Consider the following 18,030-nt stretch of genomic DNA (forward strand, 5'->3'; position numbering starts at 1 on the left):
ATAGTCGGCGGCGGAACCGCAATCCAAGGGCCTTCGCCTCGTTAACGCTAGGAGTCATCCATGAGCGACGCCGACGCCGCATCGATCCGAGCGGCGCGCAGTGACTGGATCAGCGAGCACCTCGACACGTATCTGACCTCCGGCGGCGCGCGGGGCCACATCATGGACGTCAGCGCAGTCGGGGGCCGGGTACTGACCACCCACTGCCTGATCAGGTGTGTGGGCCGCAAATCGGGCAAGAGCTATATCAGGCCGTTGATCTACGGCAACGTCGGTGGCGAGATCGTGGTCGTCGCATCCAAGGGAGGCGCCGACACGCATCCGGAGTGGTACCTGAATGTTGTGCAGAGCAACACGATCGGCGTCCAGATCGCGACCCAAGCATTCGAGGCAACCTGGCGCGAGCCCGAAGCCGAGGAACGCCATCAGGTGTGGGCGTACATGTCTCACCTGTATCCGCCGTACCTCACCTATCAGAAGTCAACCAGTCGTCAGATCCCGTTGGTGATGTTGACGCCCGTGCGGGCAATCGACGTCTTTTCCGCGGAAGACTCCCGGTAGCCGTTGCTAGGCAACCGAACTCGAGAGCTCAGAGCCAGCCGGTGCGGGCGGCCGCCACTGGCTCGGGCGGCGCAGGCGCCAATGCCCCGTCGCGCACGCCGTCGAGCATCCGTTTGACCGCGGCGACGATCTCCGGTGCCGCCGCGGCGAGCCCGGCCTTGTCGGCCTCGGGAACCTCGTCCGGGTCGACGCCCGCCCGGGCCAGCACGGCGGCCGGGTCGGCCAGCTGACCGGCCAGCCAGGCGACCGGGTCGGCGGACAGCTCGGGAACGAAATGCCGGCGGCCGGGTTCCCACCCGTCGAAGCGGGGATGGTGATGCGCGCGGTCCAACGTCCCGGGCGGGCTCTCGGTGGAGCCGAACAGGTCCACCCGCCACACTGGCCGGTTGAAACCGATCGGAATGCCGGCGTAAATCGACCCGTGCGGCTCATCCCGGTCGACGAGGCGCAGTTCCAGCCTGACTCCCCGTTCCGGGGTTTCCTGACCCTCGTTGGGGTTCGGGTCGACAAAGAACATGTCCCCGACAACCACGCCCAGGGTTTCGAATCCAAACGCTGCGAGCATGTCTGCCAGCGTAGTCCCGGCCGTCGAATCGGGTCACGCACCGACCTTCGTGCCCGCGCGGTCGGGTAACACCACTTCGTAGTCCGCGAAAGCCACTGCCCTTGTGCGGCGCTGGTATTCGTGCACCAGCCCCGGCCAGTTGGTGGTGACCCGGCCGGAGGCGGTGCGATACCAGGAGTCGCAGCTGGTCCAGACGCCGGCGTCCAGGCGGGCCTGGATCTCCGCGTCGTACGCCTGCTCCACGTCGCGCCGGACCTCGAACGCGCGGGCCACACCCCCGCGCGCGAGCTCTTCGGTGATCTGGCGGATGTAGCGGGCCTGCTGCTCCATCATCAGGATGATCGAGCTGCTGCCGAGGTTGGTGTTCGGGCCGTAGATCAGAAACATGTTCGGGAAGCCGGGGACCGCCATACCGAGATGGGCGCGTGCCCCGGCGGCCCACTCGGACTGCAGGTCCCGGCCGTCGCGGCCGGTGATCGTCATCGGCGCGAGGAATTCGGTGGCCTTGAATCCGGTGCCATAGATGATGACGTCCACCTCATGCAAGACCTCGTGACCCTGGCCGTCGGCGGTGCGCACACCCGCGGGCGTCACCTCGGTGATCGTGTCGGTCTCGACGTCGACGTTGTCGCAGGCCAGCGCCGGGTACCAGTCGCTGCTGAACAGCACGCGCTTGCAGCCGATCGGGTAGTCGGGCGTGAGCTTGGCTCGCAGCACCGGATCTTTGATGTGGCGCTTGAGGTTTGCTGACGCGGCGACACCCACCAGCCGGGCGAGCGGGGCGGCTTTGGTCAGCGCGAGGCCGAAGGACTCCGAGATCTCCCAGATCAGCCCGCGCATGGCGGCGGCGAAGCCGGGCACCGTGCGGAAGGCGGCGTGGTGCGCGTCGGTGTAGGCGCGATCCGGCTTGGGGATGATGTACGGGGCGGACCGCTGAAAGACGGTCACGTGCTTGGCGGTCTCGCGAATGCGCGGCACGAATTGGATCGCCGACGCGCCGGTGCCCAGGACGGCGACGCGCTTGCCGGCCAATTCGACGTCATGGCGCCACTGCGCGGAATGGAACGAGGGGCCCGCGAAGGTGTCGAGTCCCGGGATGTTCGGCAGCGCCGGACGCGACAACTGCCCGACCGCGGGCACCAGCACGTCGGCCTCGAACACGTCGCCGGTCGAGGTCTCCACCCGCCACGTGGCGGTTCCGTCGTCGTAGCGGGCCGAGGTGACCTCCACCCCGGTCCGCACCAGGGCGCGAAGGCCGAACCGGTCGGCGGTGTCGTGGATGTAGCCGAGAATGTCGGGCTGCTCCGCGTATCGCCGGCCCCAGTCGGACTTCCGGGCGAAGGAGTAGGAGTACAGGTTCGACGGGACGTCGCAGGCGGCGCCCGGGTAGGTGTTCTCCCGCCAGACGCCGCCGATGTCGTCGGCCTTCTCCAGCACCGTCACGTCGGCGAGACCATCCCTGGACAGCTCATAGGCGGCGGCCAGGCCGCCGAAGCCGGCCCCGATCACCAGCACGCGAGGACGAGTCGAAGTCATGACTCCAAAGTTAGGGGCGCGTTGCGCCTTGCCGACAGCCGATTGCGGTCGGCAAATCCATGATTCCGGCCACGATCAGACGGTCTGCAGCCGGGCCCGCGGCGCGACCGAACGCTGATAGCGCGCGGGTGTGGTGCCGGTCCACCGCTTGAACGCGGCGATGAAGCTCGTCGCCTCGGCGTAACCGAGCCGCAGCGCGACGTCGTCGACCGACAGCGCGCCCGTCGCCAACAGCTCCTCGGCGAGCACCCGGTGCACCTCTTCGACCAGGTCGCGAAAGCTCGTGTTTTCCTCGGCGAGCCGCCGCCGCAGCGTCCGCTCGCTCATCGCCAGCTGCCGGGCGACGGCCGCGATCGTGTGGGGTTCGCCATCAACCGACGCCAGCCGGTCGCGGACCCGCCGGGCGACACCGGACCGCTCCCGGCGGCGTTCCAACAGCGCCAGGCACTGCTGCTCGCACATGGCCACGGTCATCTCGCTGGCCTGCGGGAGGGGGTTGTCCAGCAGGGCGGCAGGCCAGCGCGCCACGTTGGCCGGCGAGTCGTAACGGGGTGTCACGCCGAATGCCTTGCGGGCCAAGGCGTCTCCCGATGCGGGCGCCGGGCCCGTGAACTCGATCGAGGTGAACGGCACCGGGCGGCCCAGCATCTCCGCCATGACCCGGGCGATGGCCGCCAGGTCACGCCGCACCAGAAACTCCGCAACCGGCCCGGTCAAGTCGGGCAGGTCGAGCCGCATTGCCGCGACCGCCCCCTCGACCATGACGGTCGGCAGGCAGAAGCCGTAGCTGAGCTCGTAGAACCGGGCGGCGAACCGGACGGCGTCGCCCAGCGTCGAACTCGTCAGGCAGGCGAAACCGAAGATGCCCAACGACCCGACGTGATAGCTGGCGCCCACCCGCACCCCGAGGTCGGCCGGGTTCCCCAGCAGGTTCACCAGGTTCGTCACGACCGCCAGCTCCTGGCGTCCGACGATCATCCGGTTGTGGTCGTGCAGGTCGGCCTGCGTCAGGCCGGTTCCCTCGAGCAGGTCCGTCACGGCAAGGCCGTTCTCGCAACCGAACTCGGTCATCAACGCGACACTGGCGGTGCTACGCGGAAAATCCCAGTGCGACACCTGCGATCCGACGAACACCTGCACGTGTCCCAGTATGGCGAACGGCCGAAGCGCCGAACGTGCACAGACGGCGAGAATCAGCCCGAAATCTCGCCGTCAGTGCACGCTCGGCGGAAAGGCTAGGCGGCCAGGTCGTCCGCGCCGCCGACCGCGCGCTGCGCGTCACGCTGCGCACGCTTGGCGCGCCGCCAGCCACGCACGGTCGCGATGGCGGTCTTCAGCCCGCGCCGCCGGCCGGTCTCCGGGTCGGTGCCCGCGAAACCGGGCTCCAGGTCGGCGAACATGCGCTCGCTGCGGGTTTCCGGAGCGTCGTCGGCGTCGGCGCGCAGGTACTTGTTCGGCAGCGACAGCTTGGCCAGCGTGCGCCACGTCTTGCCGTACTGAACCAGGAACGACCCGGTGGTGTAGGGCAGGTCGTACTTGTCGCAGATCTCGCGCACCCGCACCGCGATCTCCGCATACCGGTTACTCGGCAGGTCCGGGAACAGGTGGTGCTCGATCTGGTGGGACAGGTTGCCGCTCATGAACCGCAGCGCCGGCCCGGCCTCGAAGTTGGCGCTGCCCAGCATCTGGCGCAGGTACCACTGCCCCTTGGTCTCGCCGATCATGTCGGTCTTGGTGAATTTCTCTGCGCCATCGGGGAAATGGCCGCAGAAGATGACGGCGTTGGCCCACACGTTGCGGATTATGTTCGCGACCGCGTTGGCCTTCAGCGTGGATCGGTAGGTGGCGCCGGGTGACAGCGCGGTCAGCGCCGGGAACGCGACGTAATCCTTGACCACCTGCCGGCCGGCCTTGGCCAGGAACTCGTCCACCCGCTGGCGGGCGTCGTCCTGCTCCATCCGCTTCTTGACGATCTTGCCGAGCTCCACGTGCTGCAGGCCGACGCCCCACTCGAAGAGCAGCGCAAGCAGGGTGTTGTAGACCAGGTTGAACAGGTTGAAGCGCTTCCAGCGCTGGTCCCGGGTGACGCGCAGCAAGCCGTAGCCGACGTCGTCGTCCATCCCGAGGATGTTCGTGTACTTGTGATGCACGAAGTTGTGGGTGTAGCGCCAGTGCTTCGACGACCCGCTCATGTCCCACTCCCACGTCGAGGAGTGGATCTCCGGGTCGTTCATCCAGTCCCACTGGCCGTGCATGACGTTGTGGCCGATCTCCATGTTTTCGATGATCTTGGCCACGCCCAGCGTGACGGTCCCGGCCCACCAGGCCGAGCGCTTCGAGCTGGCGGCCAGCGTCAGCCGGGCCGCCACCTCCAGCGCGCGCTGGGCCGCGATCGTGCGGCGGATGTAGCGGGCGTCGCGCGCGCCGCGAGAGTCTTCAATGTCCTGGCGGATGGCGTCCAGCTCAACGGCCAGGTTTTCAATGTCGGCGTCCGTCAAATGGGCGAATACGTCGACGTCGGTGATCGCCATCGTCTTTTTCTCCCTGCGGTCGATTTGTCCGTCCTAAACCAGGTCCAGACCTACGTTATCGTAACCTACGATTCCGTAGGTTACCTGTGAGTAGCCTTCAGATGTCGAGCACACAATCGCCGGAAGCGGCGGACACGCAGGTCTGAATCCGGGTGCCCGGATCGTGTTCCGCGCCGGTGCGCAGGTCACGGACGTGCCCCTCCACCAGGCCGACGACGCACGACTGGCATATACCCATTCGGCAGCCGAAGGGCATCTGCACGCCTGCACCCTCCCCCGCGTCCATCAACGACGTCGCCGCGTCGGCGACGACGGCGCGATCGCTCCGGGCGAAGGTGACCGTTCCGCCGGAGCCGGCCGGCGCGGCCTTGGACACGGCGAACCGTTCCAGGTGCAGCCGGTCACCGATGCCCGCCGCCGACCAGATCTTCTCGGCCTGGGTCAGCATGCCCTCCGGCCCGCAGGCCCAGGTGTGCCGTTCGCGCCAGTCCGATACGTCGTGGTCGAGCCGGGCGAGGTCGAGACGGCCCTGGGTACGGGTCTCCCGCAGCAGTAGGCGATAGCCCGGATGGTCGGCCGCCAGCGCGGCCAACTCGGCCCGGAACATCACGTCGGATTCCGTCGGCGCCGAATGGACGTGCGCGATGTCGCCAATCTGGTTGCGGCGCACCAGCGTTCGCAGCATGGACATTACCGGCGTGATCCCGGATCCGGCGGTGAGGAACAAGATCGATGACGGCGCCGGGTCGGGCAACACGAAGTTGCCCTGCGGGGCGGCCAGCCGGACGATGGTCCCCCGCTCGACGCCCGCCACCAGGTGCGACGACAGAAACCCTTCGGGCATCGCCTTCACCGTGATGGTCACCGTGCGCGCCGAGCCGGACCCGGACGTCGCGGCGGGGCTGGACGTCAGCGAATACGACCGCCAGCGCCAGCGTCCGTCCATCAGCAGACCGATCCCGATGTACTGACCCGGCTGGTAGTCGAAGTTGAAGCCCCACCCCGGCTTGATCACCAGGGTCGCCGAATCCTCCGTCTCGCGGCGCACCTCGAGGATGCGGCCCCGCACTTCCCGCGCCGACCACAGGGGATTGGCCAGATGCAGGTAGTCGTCTGGCAACAGTGGTGTCGTGATGCGGGCGGCCAGCTTGCGCAGCGCGTGCCAACCGGGGTGCCGGTCGGCGCCGGCGACGACTGGCCGCGTGGTTTCGACGACGTTGCCCGTGATCGATGGGTTACGTCTGCCCAGGGGAGGCTCCTGCTCACTACGCGGCGTCTTACTTGCGCTGACCATTGTGGTCGATTCGGTAGGCCTCACGAAACCTACGGTACCGTAACCTACGGTTGCGTAGCTAGCATCGTGGCCGAGAACACGCCACCCTTCGCCCCTACAGCAGCTCGAGCAGGAACGGCAGCTCCTGGTTGGCGTACCACGCCAAGTCATGGTCCTGCGCGTCGCCAACAATCAGTTCGGCGTCCTCATCGCCCAGGTCGGCGGCGTCGATGGCCTCGATCGCCTTCGTCACGGCCGGCTCGGCATCCGCATTGTCGACGTACGCGGCGATCACGTCCGCCAGCGCGACGGGCCCGCCGAGTCTCACCACCGCGTCGTCGAGGTCGGGACGGAAGGTGACGTCGCCCACCTCGGCGGCCAGCACCGCGCGCCGCGGCGGCAGGGATCCAGGCGCCCCTTCGGCTTCCGTGTCGGCCAGCAGGCGCAGCGACGCCAGCGCCGCCTCGCGCAGCGCGACCTCGGCGAGCTCGTCGTCGTCGCCCTCGGCGTACGCCTCACGCAACGTCGGCGTCAGGGCGAACGCGGTGCCGTTGACGGGCCGCAACGAGCCGTCGGCCACCAGGCCCTGCAACATGGCCAGCGTGGCCGGAATGTAGACCTGGATGGCTCAGTCCCCGATCAACGTGGCCGCGAAGTCGTCGACATACGTCGCCAGGTCGCGCGGCGGGCGCTGGTAACTCACGGCAGGCAGCGGAAGTTTCGGAAGTTTGATCTTCGGCCGTTCCACCTCGTGGTAGTCGATCGTCGACAGCAAATGGGCCATCATGTTCAGCCGCGCGTGCTTCTTGATGTCCGATTCCACCACATACCAAGGGCTGAACGAGGTATCGGTGTGCACCATCATCTCATCCTTGGCCCGCGAATATTCTTCCCACCGGTAAACCGATTGCAGATCCATCGTTGACAATTTCCATTGCCGCACAGGATCATTCAGCCGCGCCCTGAAGCGGCGCAGCTGTTCGGCCTCGGAAACCGAGAACCAATATTTGCGGAGCAGGATCCCCTCGTCGATCAGCAACTGCTCGAAGATCGGTGTCTGCCGCAAAAACAGCACGTACTCCTGCGGCGTGCAGAATCCCATCACCTTCTCGACACCGGCGCGGTTGTACCACGACCGATCGAACAGCACGATCTCCCCTTTGGCCGGCAGATGGGCGATATAGCGCTGGTAGTACCACTGTCCGCGCTCGCGCTCCGTCGGCGCGGGCAGCGCCGCGATGCGGACGGCCCGCGGGTTCAGGTATTCGGTGATCCGCTTGATGGTTCCACCCTTGCCCGCCCCGTCGCGGCCCTCGAAGATGACCACGACGCGGGCGCCGGTGTGCCGCACCCACTCCTGCAGCGTGACGAATTCCGTTTGCAGCCGGAACAATTCGGCTCGATAAATCTCGTCGGGCACCTTGCGCACGGGCGGCGAAGCCGACTTCTTGCTGTGCGCCTTCGCGGACTCGCCGTCTTTGGTCGCGATGCTCATATCAACGGATGATAGATCCAGGCAGCAAGGTTGACCTCCGACTACGACCGGGAAGCTTCCAGCAATTCCTCGAGCGATTGGTTCAACAGGCCCGGCAGCAGCTCGACGTCGCTCATCGCTTCGCGGTCGGCATTGATGCCGAAATACAGCATGCCGTTGTACGACGTCACGCTGATGGCCAGCGCCTGGTTGTGCAACAGCGGCGGGACGGCATAGGTCTCGAGCAATTTGGTGCCGGCGATGTACATCTGCGACTGGGCCCCCGGCGCGTTGGTGATCAGCAGGTTGAACGTCCGCCTGGAAAAGGTGGGGAAGCTGGTGGCGACCCGGATGCCCATGGCGTGCAACGTGGGTGGCGCAAAACCCGACAGCGTGACGATGGTCCTGGCGTCCACCAGGCGGGCGGCCGTCGGGTTCGACTCGGTGGCGTGCGCGATCTGCGAGAGGCGCACCACCGCGTTCGGCTCCCCCACCGGCAGGTCGACCAGAAACGGCATCACCTGGCTGATGGCCTGACCGGGCCCGGTCGCATCGAGCTGACCGTCGGCGTAGATGGACAGCGGCGCCATGGCCCGCACCGTCGCGGTCGGCGACACCGCCACCCCGCGTGACATCAGCCAGCTGCCCAGGGCGCCGGCGATCACCGCGAGCACCACGTCGTTGACGTCGCAGTCGTACCGGGCGCGCACGGTGCGGTAGTCGTCGAGGTTGCCGCACGCGACCGTGAACCGCCGGTGGCGCGAAACGGTCGCATTGAGCGGACTGCTGGGGGCCGTGCCGCGCGCCACGGTGCGCGCGAAATCGAGGATCCGCCGGCCGGCGGCGACGAGTTCGCCGTTGTTGGTCACCAGCCCGCCGATGGCCGAGCCGACGGCCTGCAGCTGAGTGCCCGGCCCCACGAACCAATCGCCGATGGCTCCGAAGATCAGCCGCGCGTCACCCGGGTCGCGTTCCGGCACCCAGATGTCTTCGGGAAAGGGCGGCGGTCGCTTGGTGCGATCGGCGATGACGTGATTGATTTCCAGCGCCGTCATGCCGTTGATGACGGCTTGATGCGACTTGGTGTACAGGGCCACCCGGTTCTTGGACAGGCCCTCGACCAGATACATCTCCCACAGCGGCCGCGACTTGTCCAGCGGCCGGGCGGCCAGCCGCGCGATCAGCTCGTGCAGTTGTTCGTCGCTGCCCGGGGAGGGCAGGGCGGAGCGCCGGACGTGATAGGTGATGTCGAAGTCGCCGTCGTCGACCCAGACCGGCCGGGCCGACCCGACCCGCACCTCCCGGACCTTTTGCCGATAGCGCGGAATTTGGGGCAGCCGCTGCTCGACGGTGGCCAGCAGCGTCTCGTAGCTCAGTCCGGCGCGCGGCCGGCGCAGGATCGACAGTGATCCGACGTACATCGGGGTGGCGGTGTTTTCCAGGCGAAAAAACGCCGCGTCCGATGGGGACAGCCGGGTCACCATAGGGCGCAGTCCTCCTCACCGAATGATCGCCCTGTTGCTGAAGGAGATTTGTCGCCCACGGTAATCGTCCGGCCCGGCGGCGTCCGAGCGCGGGTACGCGCGAGCCCGAGTTGTGCCATGATGACCACTGCCTGCCACTCTCCAGCGGGCTCCCGGTTTGTCCGAAGAGTTGGAGAGTGCGCGTTGAACATCAGTCCTGTCGCGGGTCCGCCCGGCGCGTTCGCCGTCCTGCCCGTCGTCGACTACGAGCCGCCGGCACAAGACGTGCCACGAAGCGTTCCCTCCTGCCTGCCGTCGTCGCGCGCACAGTTGCGCCGGCGCAGCGCCCACGCGCCGCACCGGCCCTGCCCGCCCGGCAATCAGCCGCCCGAGGAGCCGCGGGCCGCGCTGTCGGGGCCGATGCGGCAGGCGGCGGTGTTTGCCGACGCGGCGCTGCGCCGCGTGCTGGAGGTCATCGACCGCCGCCGCCCCGCCGCCCAGCTGCGCCCGTTGCTGGCGCCAAGCCTGGTGGATTCCGTCGTTTCGGTGGGCCATGCGGCCGCCGGTCGGCAGGGCGCGGCGGTGCTTCGGCGGCTGCGCCTGCAGCCGTCCGGTCGGGACCCGGAGGCCGCGGCCGAGGTCTCCGGCTCGTACAGCCGCGGCAACCGGATCCACGCCATCGCCTGCCGCGTCGAGCGGGCGCCCGCCGGCGCCGGCTGGCTTGTGGTGGCCCTGCACATCGGTTGACCGCCCGTCAGCGCGCGGGCCCGGCGGTCGGCGCCAGCGGGCCGCCCGTGTAGCGGGTCAGCACCGGCCCGACGATCGCCATGATGAACACGTACGCCGTCGCCAGCGCGGCGACCGCGGGAATGGACGTGCCTGCCAATCCGATGATGATCAGCGAGAATTCGCCCCTGGCGACCAGCGCGGTACCCGCGCGCAGTTGCCCGCGCCGCGCCACGCCGTCGCGCCGGGCGGCGAAGATCCCGGTGGCCACCTTGGTCGACGCGGTGACCGCGGCCAGGATCAGCGCCGCGGGAAGCATCGGGACCAGCGCGTGCGGATCGACCGAAAAGCCGATCGCCAGAAAGAAGATGGCGGCGAACAGATCCCGCAGCGGGCCCAGCACCCGGCGGGCCCGGTCCGCCGTTTCCCCGGTCAGCGTCAGCCCCACCAGAAACGCGCCGACCGCGGCCGACGCGTGCAGGGATTCGGCCAGCGCCGCCACGATCAAGGTGATGCCCAGCACCCGCAGCAGCAGCTGTTCGGAGTCCGGGTGCTCAACCAGCCGGCCGACGTGGTGGCCCCAGCGGTAGGACGCGGCGAACGCCGCCAACAGCGCGGCCACCGCCACCACCATGCCGACGACGGCGTGCAGCCAGCCGCCGCCGGATGCCAGGACGGCGAACAGGGGCAGGTAGGCCGCCATCGCGAAGTCCTCGAGGACCAGCACGGAGAGCACCGCCGGCGTCTCCCGGTTACCGAGCCGGTGCAAGTCCTCCAGCAGCCGCGCGATCACACCCGAGGAGGAGATGTAGGTGACGCCGGCCAGGCACAGGATCGCCACGCCGTCCAATCCCAGCAGCCAGCCGGCGATCGCACCGGGCGCCGCGTTGAGGACGACGTCGACACCCGCCGACGGCAGGTGGTGGCGGAGGCTGGCGGCGAACTCGGCCGCGGAGAACTCCAGGCCCAGGGTGAGCAGCAGCAGCACGACGCCGATGGGCGCGCTCGTGGTGATGAACTGGCCGCCGGCGTCCAGCGGCAGGATCCCGCCCTTACCCAGGGACAAACCCGCCAGCAGGTACACCGGGATCGGAGACAGGGCGAATCGGCGTGCGATGGCGCCCACTACGGCCAGCGTGGCCAGGAGGGCGCCGAGTTGTAACAGCAGCGCCCACGAAACTTGCACCGGCTCAGCCCTTGTCGATGATCTGTTCGACGCCGGCGATGCCCTCCTGGGTGCCGATGACAATCAAAACGTCTCTTGCATAGAGCATTTCGGCCGGACCCGGCGAGGCGAGCACTTCCTCGTTTCGCACGATCGCGACGATGGAGGCGCCGGTGCGGGTGCGGGCGCGGGTGTCGCCCAGGGGATGGCCCACGAAGGGGCTATCGGCGAGGATGTGGACCTGCCCCGTCTCGAGTCCGGGTATTTCGCGGGCCAACTCGGTGAACCGCTCCGCGATGCGCGGTGCCCCCAGGATCTGGGCCACCGCCTCGGCCTCTTCGTCACTGAGGTGCAGGAGCGGCCGGGCCTCGTCGGGGTCCTCCCGGGCGTAGACGACGACCTCGAAATCGCCGCTGCGCCGCGCGATGATGCCGATGCGGTCGCCCTTGTGATCGGTGAATTCGTAGCGAAGGCCGACGCCCGGCAGCAGCACCTCCTTGACATCCATACCGTCAATCCTGACAGGTCGACTGCAGGCGCCGTCATCCGATCGCCGAGCCGCAAACGAATTACAAAGATTCAGCCCTGCCGGGCAACGCCCGTGGCCTGGCGGCGCGGAATCGGCAGCAGCATCGACACCTCGCGGCGGTACTCGCGGTAGGGGTGGCCGATAGACGCGACCAGGTCACGCTCTTCGAGCTGCGTGGCGATCAGGACGTAGGTCGTCATGCCGATCGAGAACAGCAGGTGTCCCGCCGTCATGGTCGGCGCCGCCCAGAACGCGATGAGCATCCCGAGCATCAGCGGGTGACGCACCACGCGGTAGAGCAGACGTACGCGGAATTCGACACTGGTGTAAGGCTTTTGGCGCGATGCCAGATACACCTGCCGGAGCCCGAACAAATCGAAATGGTTGATCAGGAACGTCGCCAGCAGCGCGATCGCCCAGCCGAGCCAGAAGAGCGCCCACAACGCCGCGCGGGCCGCCGGCATCCGCACATCCCAAAGGACCGTCGGCATCGTCCGCCACTGCCAGTACAGCAGGGCCAGCACCACGCTCGACAGCAGCACATAGGTGCTGCGCTCGATCGACGTCGGCACCAACCGCACCCACCATCGCTTGAACGCGGGCCGGGCCATCACGCTGTGCTGCAGGCCGAACAAGGCCACCAACGCCGCGTTGATGGGTATCGCCGCGGTGACTGGCGCGGTGAGCGCGTGATCGACGCTTCGCGGCACCGCGAGGTTGCCCACGAAACCAATGAGATACAGAAAGGCCGCGAGGAAGAGCAGGTATGCCGCGGCGCCGTAACCAAGCGTCAAGTATCGCTTCATGGGCTAAGTGTCCGCCGGCCACACACGTTCGGATATAGGTCGTTTGCCTCATCTTCGGCGAGCGGGGCCCTAGGCATTTTTGACTAGTCCGTTGTGCAGCGCGTACATGCTGGCGCCGATGCGGTTCGATACGCCGATCTTGGCGTAGGTCCGTTCGACATGGTTGCGGGCTGTTTTCTCGCTGATCACCAACGACGCGGCGATCTCCTTGTTCGAGGCGCCGCGCGCGACCAGGCACAGCACCTCGATCTCCCTGGGGGTCAACCCGTCCGGCCGCATGTGGGGCCGTTGCGCCGGCTGACCCGCCGCGTGCAGCACTGCTTCGACGGCGACCGATTCGAGTTCACCGGCTTGCACCCGCCCGCGCAGCCGCCGGGCCGCCGCGTCCGGCGACATCTGTTCGCGATACGGCCTCGGCTCGCAAGCGGACTGGTAGCAGACCGCCGCAGCCAGAATGCGGTCCGGCGGGCCGAGCGCCGGCCCGGCGAGCCCGCGGGGATATCCCGACCCGTCAAGGCATTCATGGTGATTGCCCGCGACTTCGGCAAGCTGCCGCAGGCCGGATACCTGGTTGAGGATGCGCACGGTCAAATACGGGTGCAGCCGAACGCGTTCGAACTCCGAGGCCGTCAACGATCCTTGCCTGGACCAGATCTGATTCGACACCCCGATGCGGCCCAGGTCGTGGACATGCCCCGCTCGCCGCGTCAGGGCCACCGCGTGGGCGTCGACACCCGCGGCTCGCGCGGCGTCCCCGGCGAGCCGGGCCACCGCACGCGAATGTCCAAGGGTGAACGGGCATTTCAGATCGACGAAGTCGCCGAGGGCGACGAGTAGCGCGTCCAGCGATCGGTCGTCAAGCCGTCGATGCCGATCGGGCGCCGCGGCCAGAGCCGCCGCCCACGCGTCGCCGGCCGGCGGGCCGGCCAGAACCTCCTCGGTGTGGCGAAGGAAGGCGTCGGCCACCTGGGGATCGAATTGTCCGCCGCGCCGGTCGCCCACCATGGCCACGGCCCCCGCAACGCCATAGGTCCGGTGGTGCACCTCGACCATGTCGGCCAGCTGGGCGATCCGCATCTGAATCGGGATCTCGTCGCCCCGGGCTCCGGCGGGCAGCCCACCGCCGTCGTAGCGCTCGAACGCAAACGCGACCGCCGCCTGCACGTTGGGGCCCAGGCCGATCCGGTCGGCCAGCACGGCCGCCGAGGTGCAATGCGAGTGGATCAACCGGGAGATGTGGCCGCGCGCGTTGGCGAACAGCGTTGCCATCACGCTCAACCGGTGCGCCAGCGGGTGGCCGCGCCCCACGTTCCCGGCCAGGAACCGCAAGTACGGTAAGCCCGACCAATCAACAAGATACGAGTCGTGGCGCACGGCGATGTCGTCGCCGAACCACCGCGCGTACTCATGCGAGTCGGCGTGACAGCCGATCCACATGACCAAGGTCGTGTAGTAGGTGCAGTCCCGCTGTTCCGCGTCGAGCCCGAGCCGGTCGGCAAGTCTGGTCGCGATCAGCGCCGCCCGCAGCATGTGCTCGGCGGGCTGGCCCAGACCGAGGTCGATCGCCACCGACAGGGCCGCCAGCAGCTCCGCACGGGTCGGCAATTCGGGCTCCGACATGGGCCTCATTGTGCCCAGCTCATCGGCCCGCGGTCAGCCGATTGGCACAGTGCGCCCGACGGCATGATGTCGGTCGGCGTCGAACGTTTCGAAATGTCCCGAGCCCACCACGAACAGGCCCCGTTGCGGCGGCCGGAAACCGGCCAGCCGCGGTTGACGCGGCAGCGGACCGACAGGCCCGAGGTCCACGTCGCGCCATATGGCGCGCGACTGCATCACGGCCCATACCCGCGCGGGGGCGATCATGAATCGTTGCCCGTTGGGCGCTGTTCCCGAGAGCCGGACCCGGCCGGCGCGCAGGGTCGGGCCCGCGGCTCGGCCGATCGCGGCCAGCACCGCCCGGTTCGTCCACGCGCGCGCCGGCAACCGCCCGCCGACCACGCTCATCAGTCGCGTCGACGGAGTGGAACCGATATCGATCTGCCAAGCAAGCAATCCCGGGATCTCCACGAACAGCGACCACGGGGTGACCCAGGCGACGTCGATGTCGCACTGCACCGCGTCGTTGGGGGTCGCCGCGCTGAAGAAGCGAGCGCAGCTCTGCGGACCCGGCGTCGTCGCGTAGAAGGTCCACGCCCCGTCGGGGTCGCGATGCCACACCGACCGGTAGCCGGGCGAAAACGACGTGGCCGGAAAATGCCGCAGCGCCAGATAGTGGCCGCTGGCGAACGGAAGGCCCATGACACCGAAGCCGACGAATCGTTCGTCGTCTCCGGCGGGCAGGTCGGGCTTTTGCAGGACGGCCGTGGCGGCGTCCAGTGGGGTGCGTGCTTTGGTCATGCGTGAATGGTGCGCGCCCGCACGGCCACACCGCATGGGGCGGCTGCCTCAAATCTTCCGGCACCCGCCGGGTGTGAAGCCAGCCGCACGCTCGGCGCCGAGTGTGCAGCTAGCCGCACATTCGCGAAAAGGGGAGGGGTTAGCGCCGTTTCACCGATTTGGGCGGCTTGGCGCCGCGGCCCTGCCGGCGGGCGGCTTCCCGCCGCTCGCGCCGGCTCGCCCCGCCAGGAACCCCGGCCGGGGCCTTCCCGTCGCCGCCGTTGCGCTGCACCTGCGCCGAGCCGTCCTCCGACGGGCCGGAGTAGGTCATGGCCGGGGCCTCGTTGTCAATGCCCTTGGCTCGCAACTGGGTTGGCAGCTCTTCCCGCGGGGCCGGGGCGGTGTCGCCCTGGTCGGCGGCGGTTCCGAGGTCCTTGAGCCCCTCCGGCGTTTCCACCGGTGCGACCTGCGGGGACGGCACCGCCTCGACGGTGACGTTGAACAGGAAGCCGACCGACTCCTCTTTCATGCCGTCGAGCATGGCCATGAACATGTCGTAGCCCTCGCGCTGGTACTCCACCAGCGGATCGCGCTGCGCCATCGCGCGCAGCCCGATGCCCTCCTTGAGGTAGTCCATCTCGTAGAGGTGTTCGCGCCATTTGCGGTCGATGACGTTGAGCAGCACGTTGCGTTCCAGCTGCCGCATCGCGCCCTCGCCCGCGAGCTCCTCGAGCTCGGCTTCCCTTGCGGCATAAGCACGTTCGGCGTCCTTGAGCAGCTCGTCGAGCAACTCCTCGCGGGTGAGGTCGTCGCGGTCGGAGTCACCGTCCAGGCGCATCAGTTTCTCGTGCTCGATGCCGACCGGGTACAGCGTCTTCAGCGCCGTCCACAGCGCCTCCAGGTCCCAATCCTCGGCGTAGCCGTCGGCGGTCGCGCCGTTGACGTACGCGGTGACCACGTCGCGGACCATGCCCAGCGCCTGGTCCTTGACGTTCTCGCCTTCCAGGATGCGGCGACGCTCGGCATAGATCACCTTGCGCTGCTGGTTCATCACCTCGTCGTACTTGAGGACGTTCTTTCTGACCTCGAAGTTCTGCTGCTCGACCTGGGTCTGCGCGCTCTTGATCGCCCGCGTGACCATCTTGGCTTCGATCGGCACGTCGTCGGGCAGGTTCAGCCGGTTCAGCATCGCCTCCAGCGCGGCTCCGTTGAACCGGCGCATGAGCTCGTCGCCCAGCGACAGGTAGAAGCGCGATTCGCCCGGGTCCCCCTGCCGGCCGGAGCGGCCGCGCAGCTGGTTGTCGATGCGTCGCGACTCGTGACGCTCGGTGCCCAGCACGTACAGGCCGCCGGCCTCGACCACCTCGGCGGCCTCCTTGCCGGCCTCCTCCTTGACCAGCGGCAGCTCCTCGTGCCAGGCCGCCTCGTACTCCTCGGGGGTCTCGACCGGATCGAGGCCACGCTCGCGCAGCCGCTGGTCGGTGAGGAAGTCGACGTTGCCGCCCAGCACGATGTCGGTGCCGCGGCCGGCCATGTTGGTGGCTACCGTGACCCCGCCGCGGCGGCCGGCCACGGCGACGATCTGCGCCTCCTGCTCGTGGTACTTGGCGTTGAGTACGTTGTGCGGGACGCGCCGCTTCTGGAACTGCCGCGACAGGTACTCCGAGCGCTCGACGCTGGTGGTACCGATCAGGACGGGCTGGCCCTTCTCGTAACGTTCGACGACGTCGTCGACCACCGCGATGTACTTGGCTTCCTCGGTCTTGTAGATGAGGTCGGAGCAGTCGGTGCGGATCATCGGCTTGTTGGTCGGGATGGGCACCACGCCCAGCTTGTAGATCTCGTGCAGCTCGGCCGCCTCGGTCTGGGCGGTACCGGTCATGCCGGCGAGCTTGTCGTAGAGCCGGAAGTAGTTCTGCAGCGTGATGGTGGCCAGCGTCTGGTTCTCGGCCTTGATCTCGACGTGCTCCTTGGCCTCGATGGCCTGGTGCATGCCCTCGTTGTAGCGGCGGCCGTAGAGCACGCGGCCGGTGAACTCGTCGACGATGAGGACCTCGCCATCGCGGACGATGTAGTCCTTGTCGCGGTTGAACAGCTCCTTGGCCTTCAGCGCGTTGTTGAGGTAACTGACCAGCGGCGAGTTGGCGGCCTCGTAGAGGTTGTCGATGCCGAGCTGGTCCTCGACGAACTCGACGCCCAGCTCGTGCACGCCGACGGTGCGTTTGCGCAGGTCCACCTCGTAGTGGACGTCCTTTTCCATCAGCGGCGCCAGTCGGGCGAACTCGAGGTACCAGTTGGAGGCGCCGTCGGCAGGCCCGGAGATGATCAGCGGGGTGCGGGCCTCGTCGATGAGGATGGAGTCGACCTCGTCGACGATCGCGAAGTTGTGCCCGCGCTGCACCAGGTCGTCGAGCGAGTGCGCCATGTTGTCGCGCAGGTAGTCGAAGCCGAACTCGTTGTTGGTGCCGTAGGTGATGTCGGCGTTGTAGGCCACGCGGCGCTCGTCCGGCGTCATCTGGGCGAGGATCACGCCGACGTCCAGGCCGAGGAAGCGGTGCACGCGGCCCATCCACTCGCTGTCGCGTTTGGCCAGGTAGTCGTTCACCGTGACGACGTGCACACCCTTGCCGCCGATGCCGTTGAGGTAGGCCGGCAACACCGAGGTCAGGGTCTTGCCCTCACCGGTCTTCATCTCGGCGACGTTGCCGAAGTGCAGCGCCGCGGCGCCCATCACCTGCACGTCGAACGGGCGCTGGTCGAGCACCCGCCAGGCCGCCTCCCGCGCCACCGCAAACGCCTCGGGCAGGAGGTCGTCGAGGCTTTCACCGTCGGCGTGCCGCTTCTTGAACTCGTCGGTCTTGGCCCGCAGCTCCGCGTCGGTCAGCTTTTCGACCTCGTCGGACAGGGTGTTGACGTAGTCAGACACCCGCTTGAGACGCTTGAGCATGCGACCTTCGCCAAGGCGCAGCAACTTCGACAGCACGGTGTTGTCCCCTTTTGGGATGGTCCCCTGTTGGTAGGA

The 18,030-nt window shown here is 68.1% G+C and carries 16 protein-coding genes; 2 read left to right on the forward strand and 14 right to left on the reverse strand.

What is annotated here, in order from left to right:
- Positions 1-60 precede the first annotated feature (60 nt).
- On the forward strand, positions 61-561 hold the full coding sequence (locus tag A5697_RS25830; protein ID WP_067947680.1) for a nitroreductase/quinone reductase family protein: 501 nt from the start codon (positions 61-63) through the stop codon (positions 559-561).
- Positions 562-589: 28 nt separating this feature from the next.
- Here the strand turns inward: A5697_RS25830 and A5697_RS25835 are convergent, their stop codons facing one another.
- From A5697_RS25835 to A5697_RS25870, 8 genes are all read right to left on the reverse strand, one after another.
- Positions 590-1,126, reverse strand: a complete 537-nt coding sequence (locus A5697_RS25835) for a hypothetical protein (protein ID WP_067947673.1) — start codon at positions 1,124-1,126, stop codon at positions 590-592.
- A gap of 33 nt (positions 1,127-1,159) precedes the next feature.
- Positions 1,160-2,662 (reverse strand): NAD(P)/FAD-dependent oxidoreductase, encoded by a 1,503-nt coding sequence (locus A5697_RS25840; protein WP_068012594.1) that lies wholly within the window; start codon positions 2,660-2,662, stop codon positions 1,160-1,162.
- A gap of 75 nt (positions 2,663-2,737) precedes the next feature.
- Entirely contained in the window at positions 2,738-3,802 is a 1,065-nt protein-coding gene (locus A5697_RS25845; RefSeq protein ID WP_082953598.1) for an AraC family transcriptional regulator, read from the reverse strand.
- Between the two features lie 95 nt (positions 3,803-3,897).
- On the reverse strand, positions 3,898-5,193 hold the full coding sequence (locus A5697_RS25850) for a fatty acid desaturase (protein WP_067947669.1): 1,296 nt from the start codon (positions 5,191-5,193) through the stop codon (positions 3,898-3,900).
- Between the two features lie 97 nt (positions 5,194-5,290).
- Positions 5,291-6,487 carry a ferredoxin reductase gene (locus tag A5697_RS25855; RefSeq protein WP_369806153.1) on the reverse strand — a complete coding sequence of 399 codons (1,197 nt, stop codon included), beginning with the start codon at positions 6,485-6,487 and terminating at the stop codon, positions 5,291-5,293.
- A gap of 94 nt (positions 6,488-6,581) precedes the next feature.
- Positions 6,582-7,061 (reverse strand): hypothetical protein, encoded by a 480-nt coding sequence (locus A5697_RS25860; RefSeq protein ID WP_067947667.1) that lies wholly within the window; start codon positions 7,059-7,061, stop codon positions 6,582-6,584.
- A 33-nt stretch (positions 7,062-7,094) separates the two neighbouring features.
- Positions 7,095-7,961: a polyphosphate kinase 2 gene (gene ppk2 / locus A5697_RS25865; protein WP_067947666.1), complete on the reverse strand. Its 867-nt coding sequence runs from the start codon at positions 7,959-7,961 to the stop codon at positions 7,095-7,097.
- A gap of 41 nt (positions 7,962-8,002) precedes the next feature.
- Positions 8,003-9,424, reverse strand: a complete 1,422-nt coding sequence (locus A5697_RS25870) for a wax ester/triacylglycerol synthase family O-acyltransferase (protein WP_068012595.1) — start codon at positions 9,422-9,424, stop codon at positions 8,003-8,005.
- Between the two features lie 183 nt (positions 9,425-9,607).
- Here A5697_RS25870 and A5697_RS25875 point away from each other — a divergent pair, with 183 nt between their 5' ends.
- Positions 9,608-10,150 carry an Rv3235 family protein gene (locus A5697_RS25875; RefSeq protein WP_197501118.1) on the forward strand — a complete coding sequence of 181 codons (543 nt, stop codon included), beginning with the start codon at positions 9,608-9,610 and terminating at the stop codon, positions 10,148-10,150.
- Positions 10,151-10,157: 7 nt separating this feature from the next.
- Here A5697_RS25875 and A5697_RS25880 read toward each other — a convergent pair whose 3' ends face one another.
- The 6 genes from A5697_RS25880 to secA form a co-directional block, all read right to left on the reverse strand.
- Positions 10,158-11,315: a cation:proton antiporter gene (locus A5697_RS25880; RefSeq protein ID WP_068012597.1), complete on the reverse strand. Its 1,158-nt coding sequence runs from the start codon at positions 11,313-11,315 to the stop codon at positions 10,158-10,160.
- Between the two features lie 4 nt (positions 11,316-11,319).
- The gene (locus tag A5697_RS25885; RefSeq protein WP_068012599.1) at positions 11,320-11,802 is read right to left on the reverse strand and encodes a cation:proton antiporter regulatory subunit; all 483 of its coding nucleotides are present in this window, start codon (positions 11,800-11,802) and stop codon (positions 11,320-11,322) included.
- Between the two features lie 71 nt (positions 11,803-11,873).
- Positions 11,874-12,629 (reverse strand): methanethiol S-methyltransferase, encoded by a 756-nt coding sequence (mddA, locus tag A5697_RS25890; protein ID WP_067947655.1) that lies wholly within the window; start codon positions 12,627-12,629, stop codon positions 11,874-11,876.
- Between the two features lie 69 nt (positions 12,630-12,698).
- Positions 12,699-14,249 (reverse strand): HD domain-containing phosphohydrolase, encoded by a 1,551-nt coding sequence (locus A5697_RS25895; RefSeq protein WP_082953599.1) that lies wholly within the window; start codon positions 14,247-14,249, stop codon positions 12,699-12,701.
- A 33-nt stretch (positions 14,250-14,282) separates the two neighbouring features.
- Positions 14,283-15,029, reverse strand: a complete 747-nt coding sequence (locus A5697_RS25900) for a hypothetical protein (protein WP_068012602.1) — start codon at positions 15,027-15,029, stop codon at positions 14,283-14,285.
- Positions 15,030-15,168: 139 nt separating this feature from the next.
- Complete coding sequence (gene secA / locus A5697_RS25905; protein WP_068012604.1) at positions 15,169-17,991, reverse strand: preprotein translocase subunit SecA; 2,823 nt, start codon at positions 17,989-17,991, stop codon at positions 15,169-15,171.
- Positions 17,992-18,030: the final 39 nt, after the last annotated feature.

Source organism: Mycobacterium sp. E3251, assembly GCF_001666835.1.
In the GTDB taxonomy this organism is placed as follows: domain Bacteria; phylum Actinomycetota; class Actinomycetes; order Mycobacteriales; family Mycobacteriaceae; genus Mycobacterium.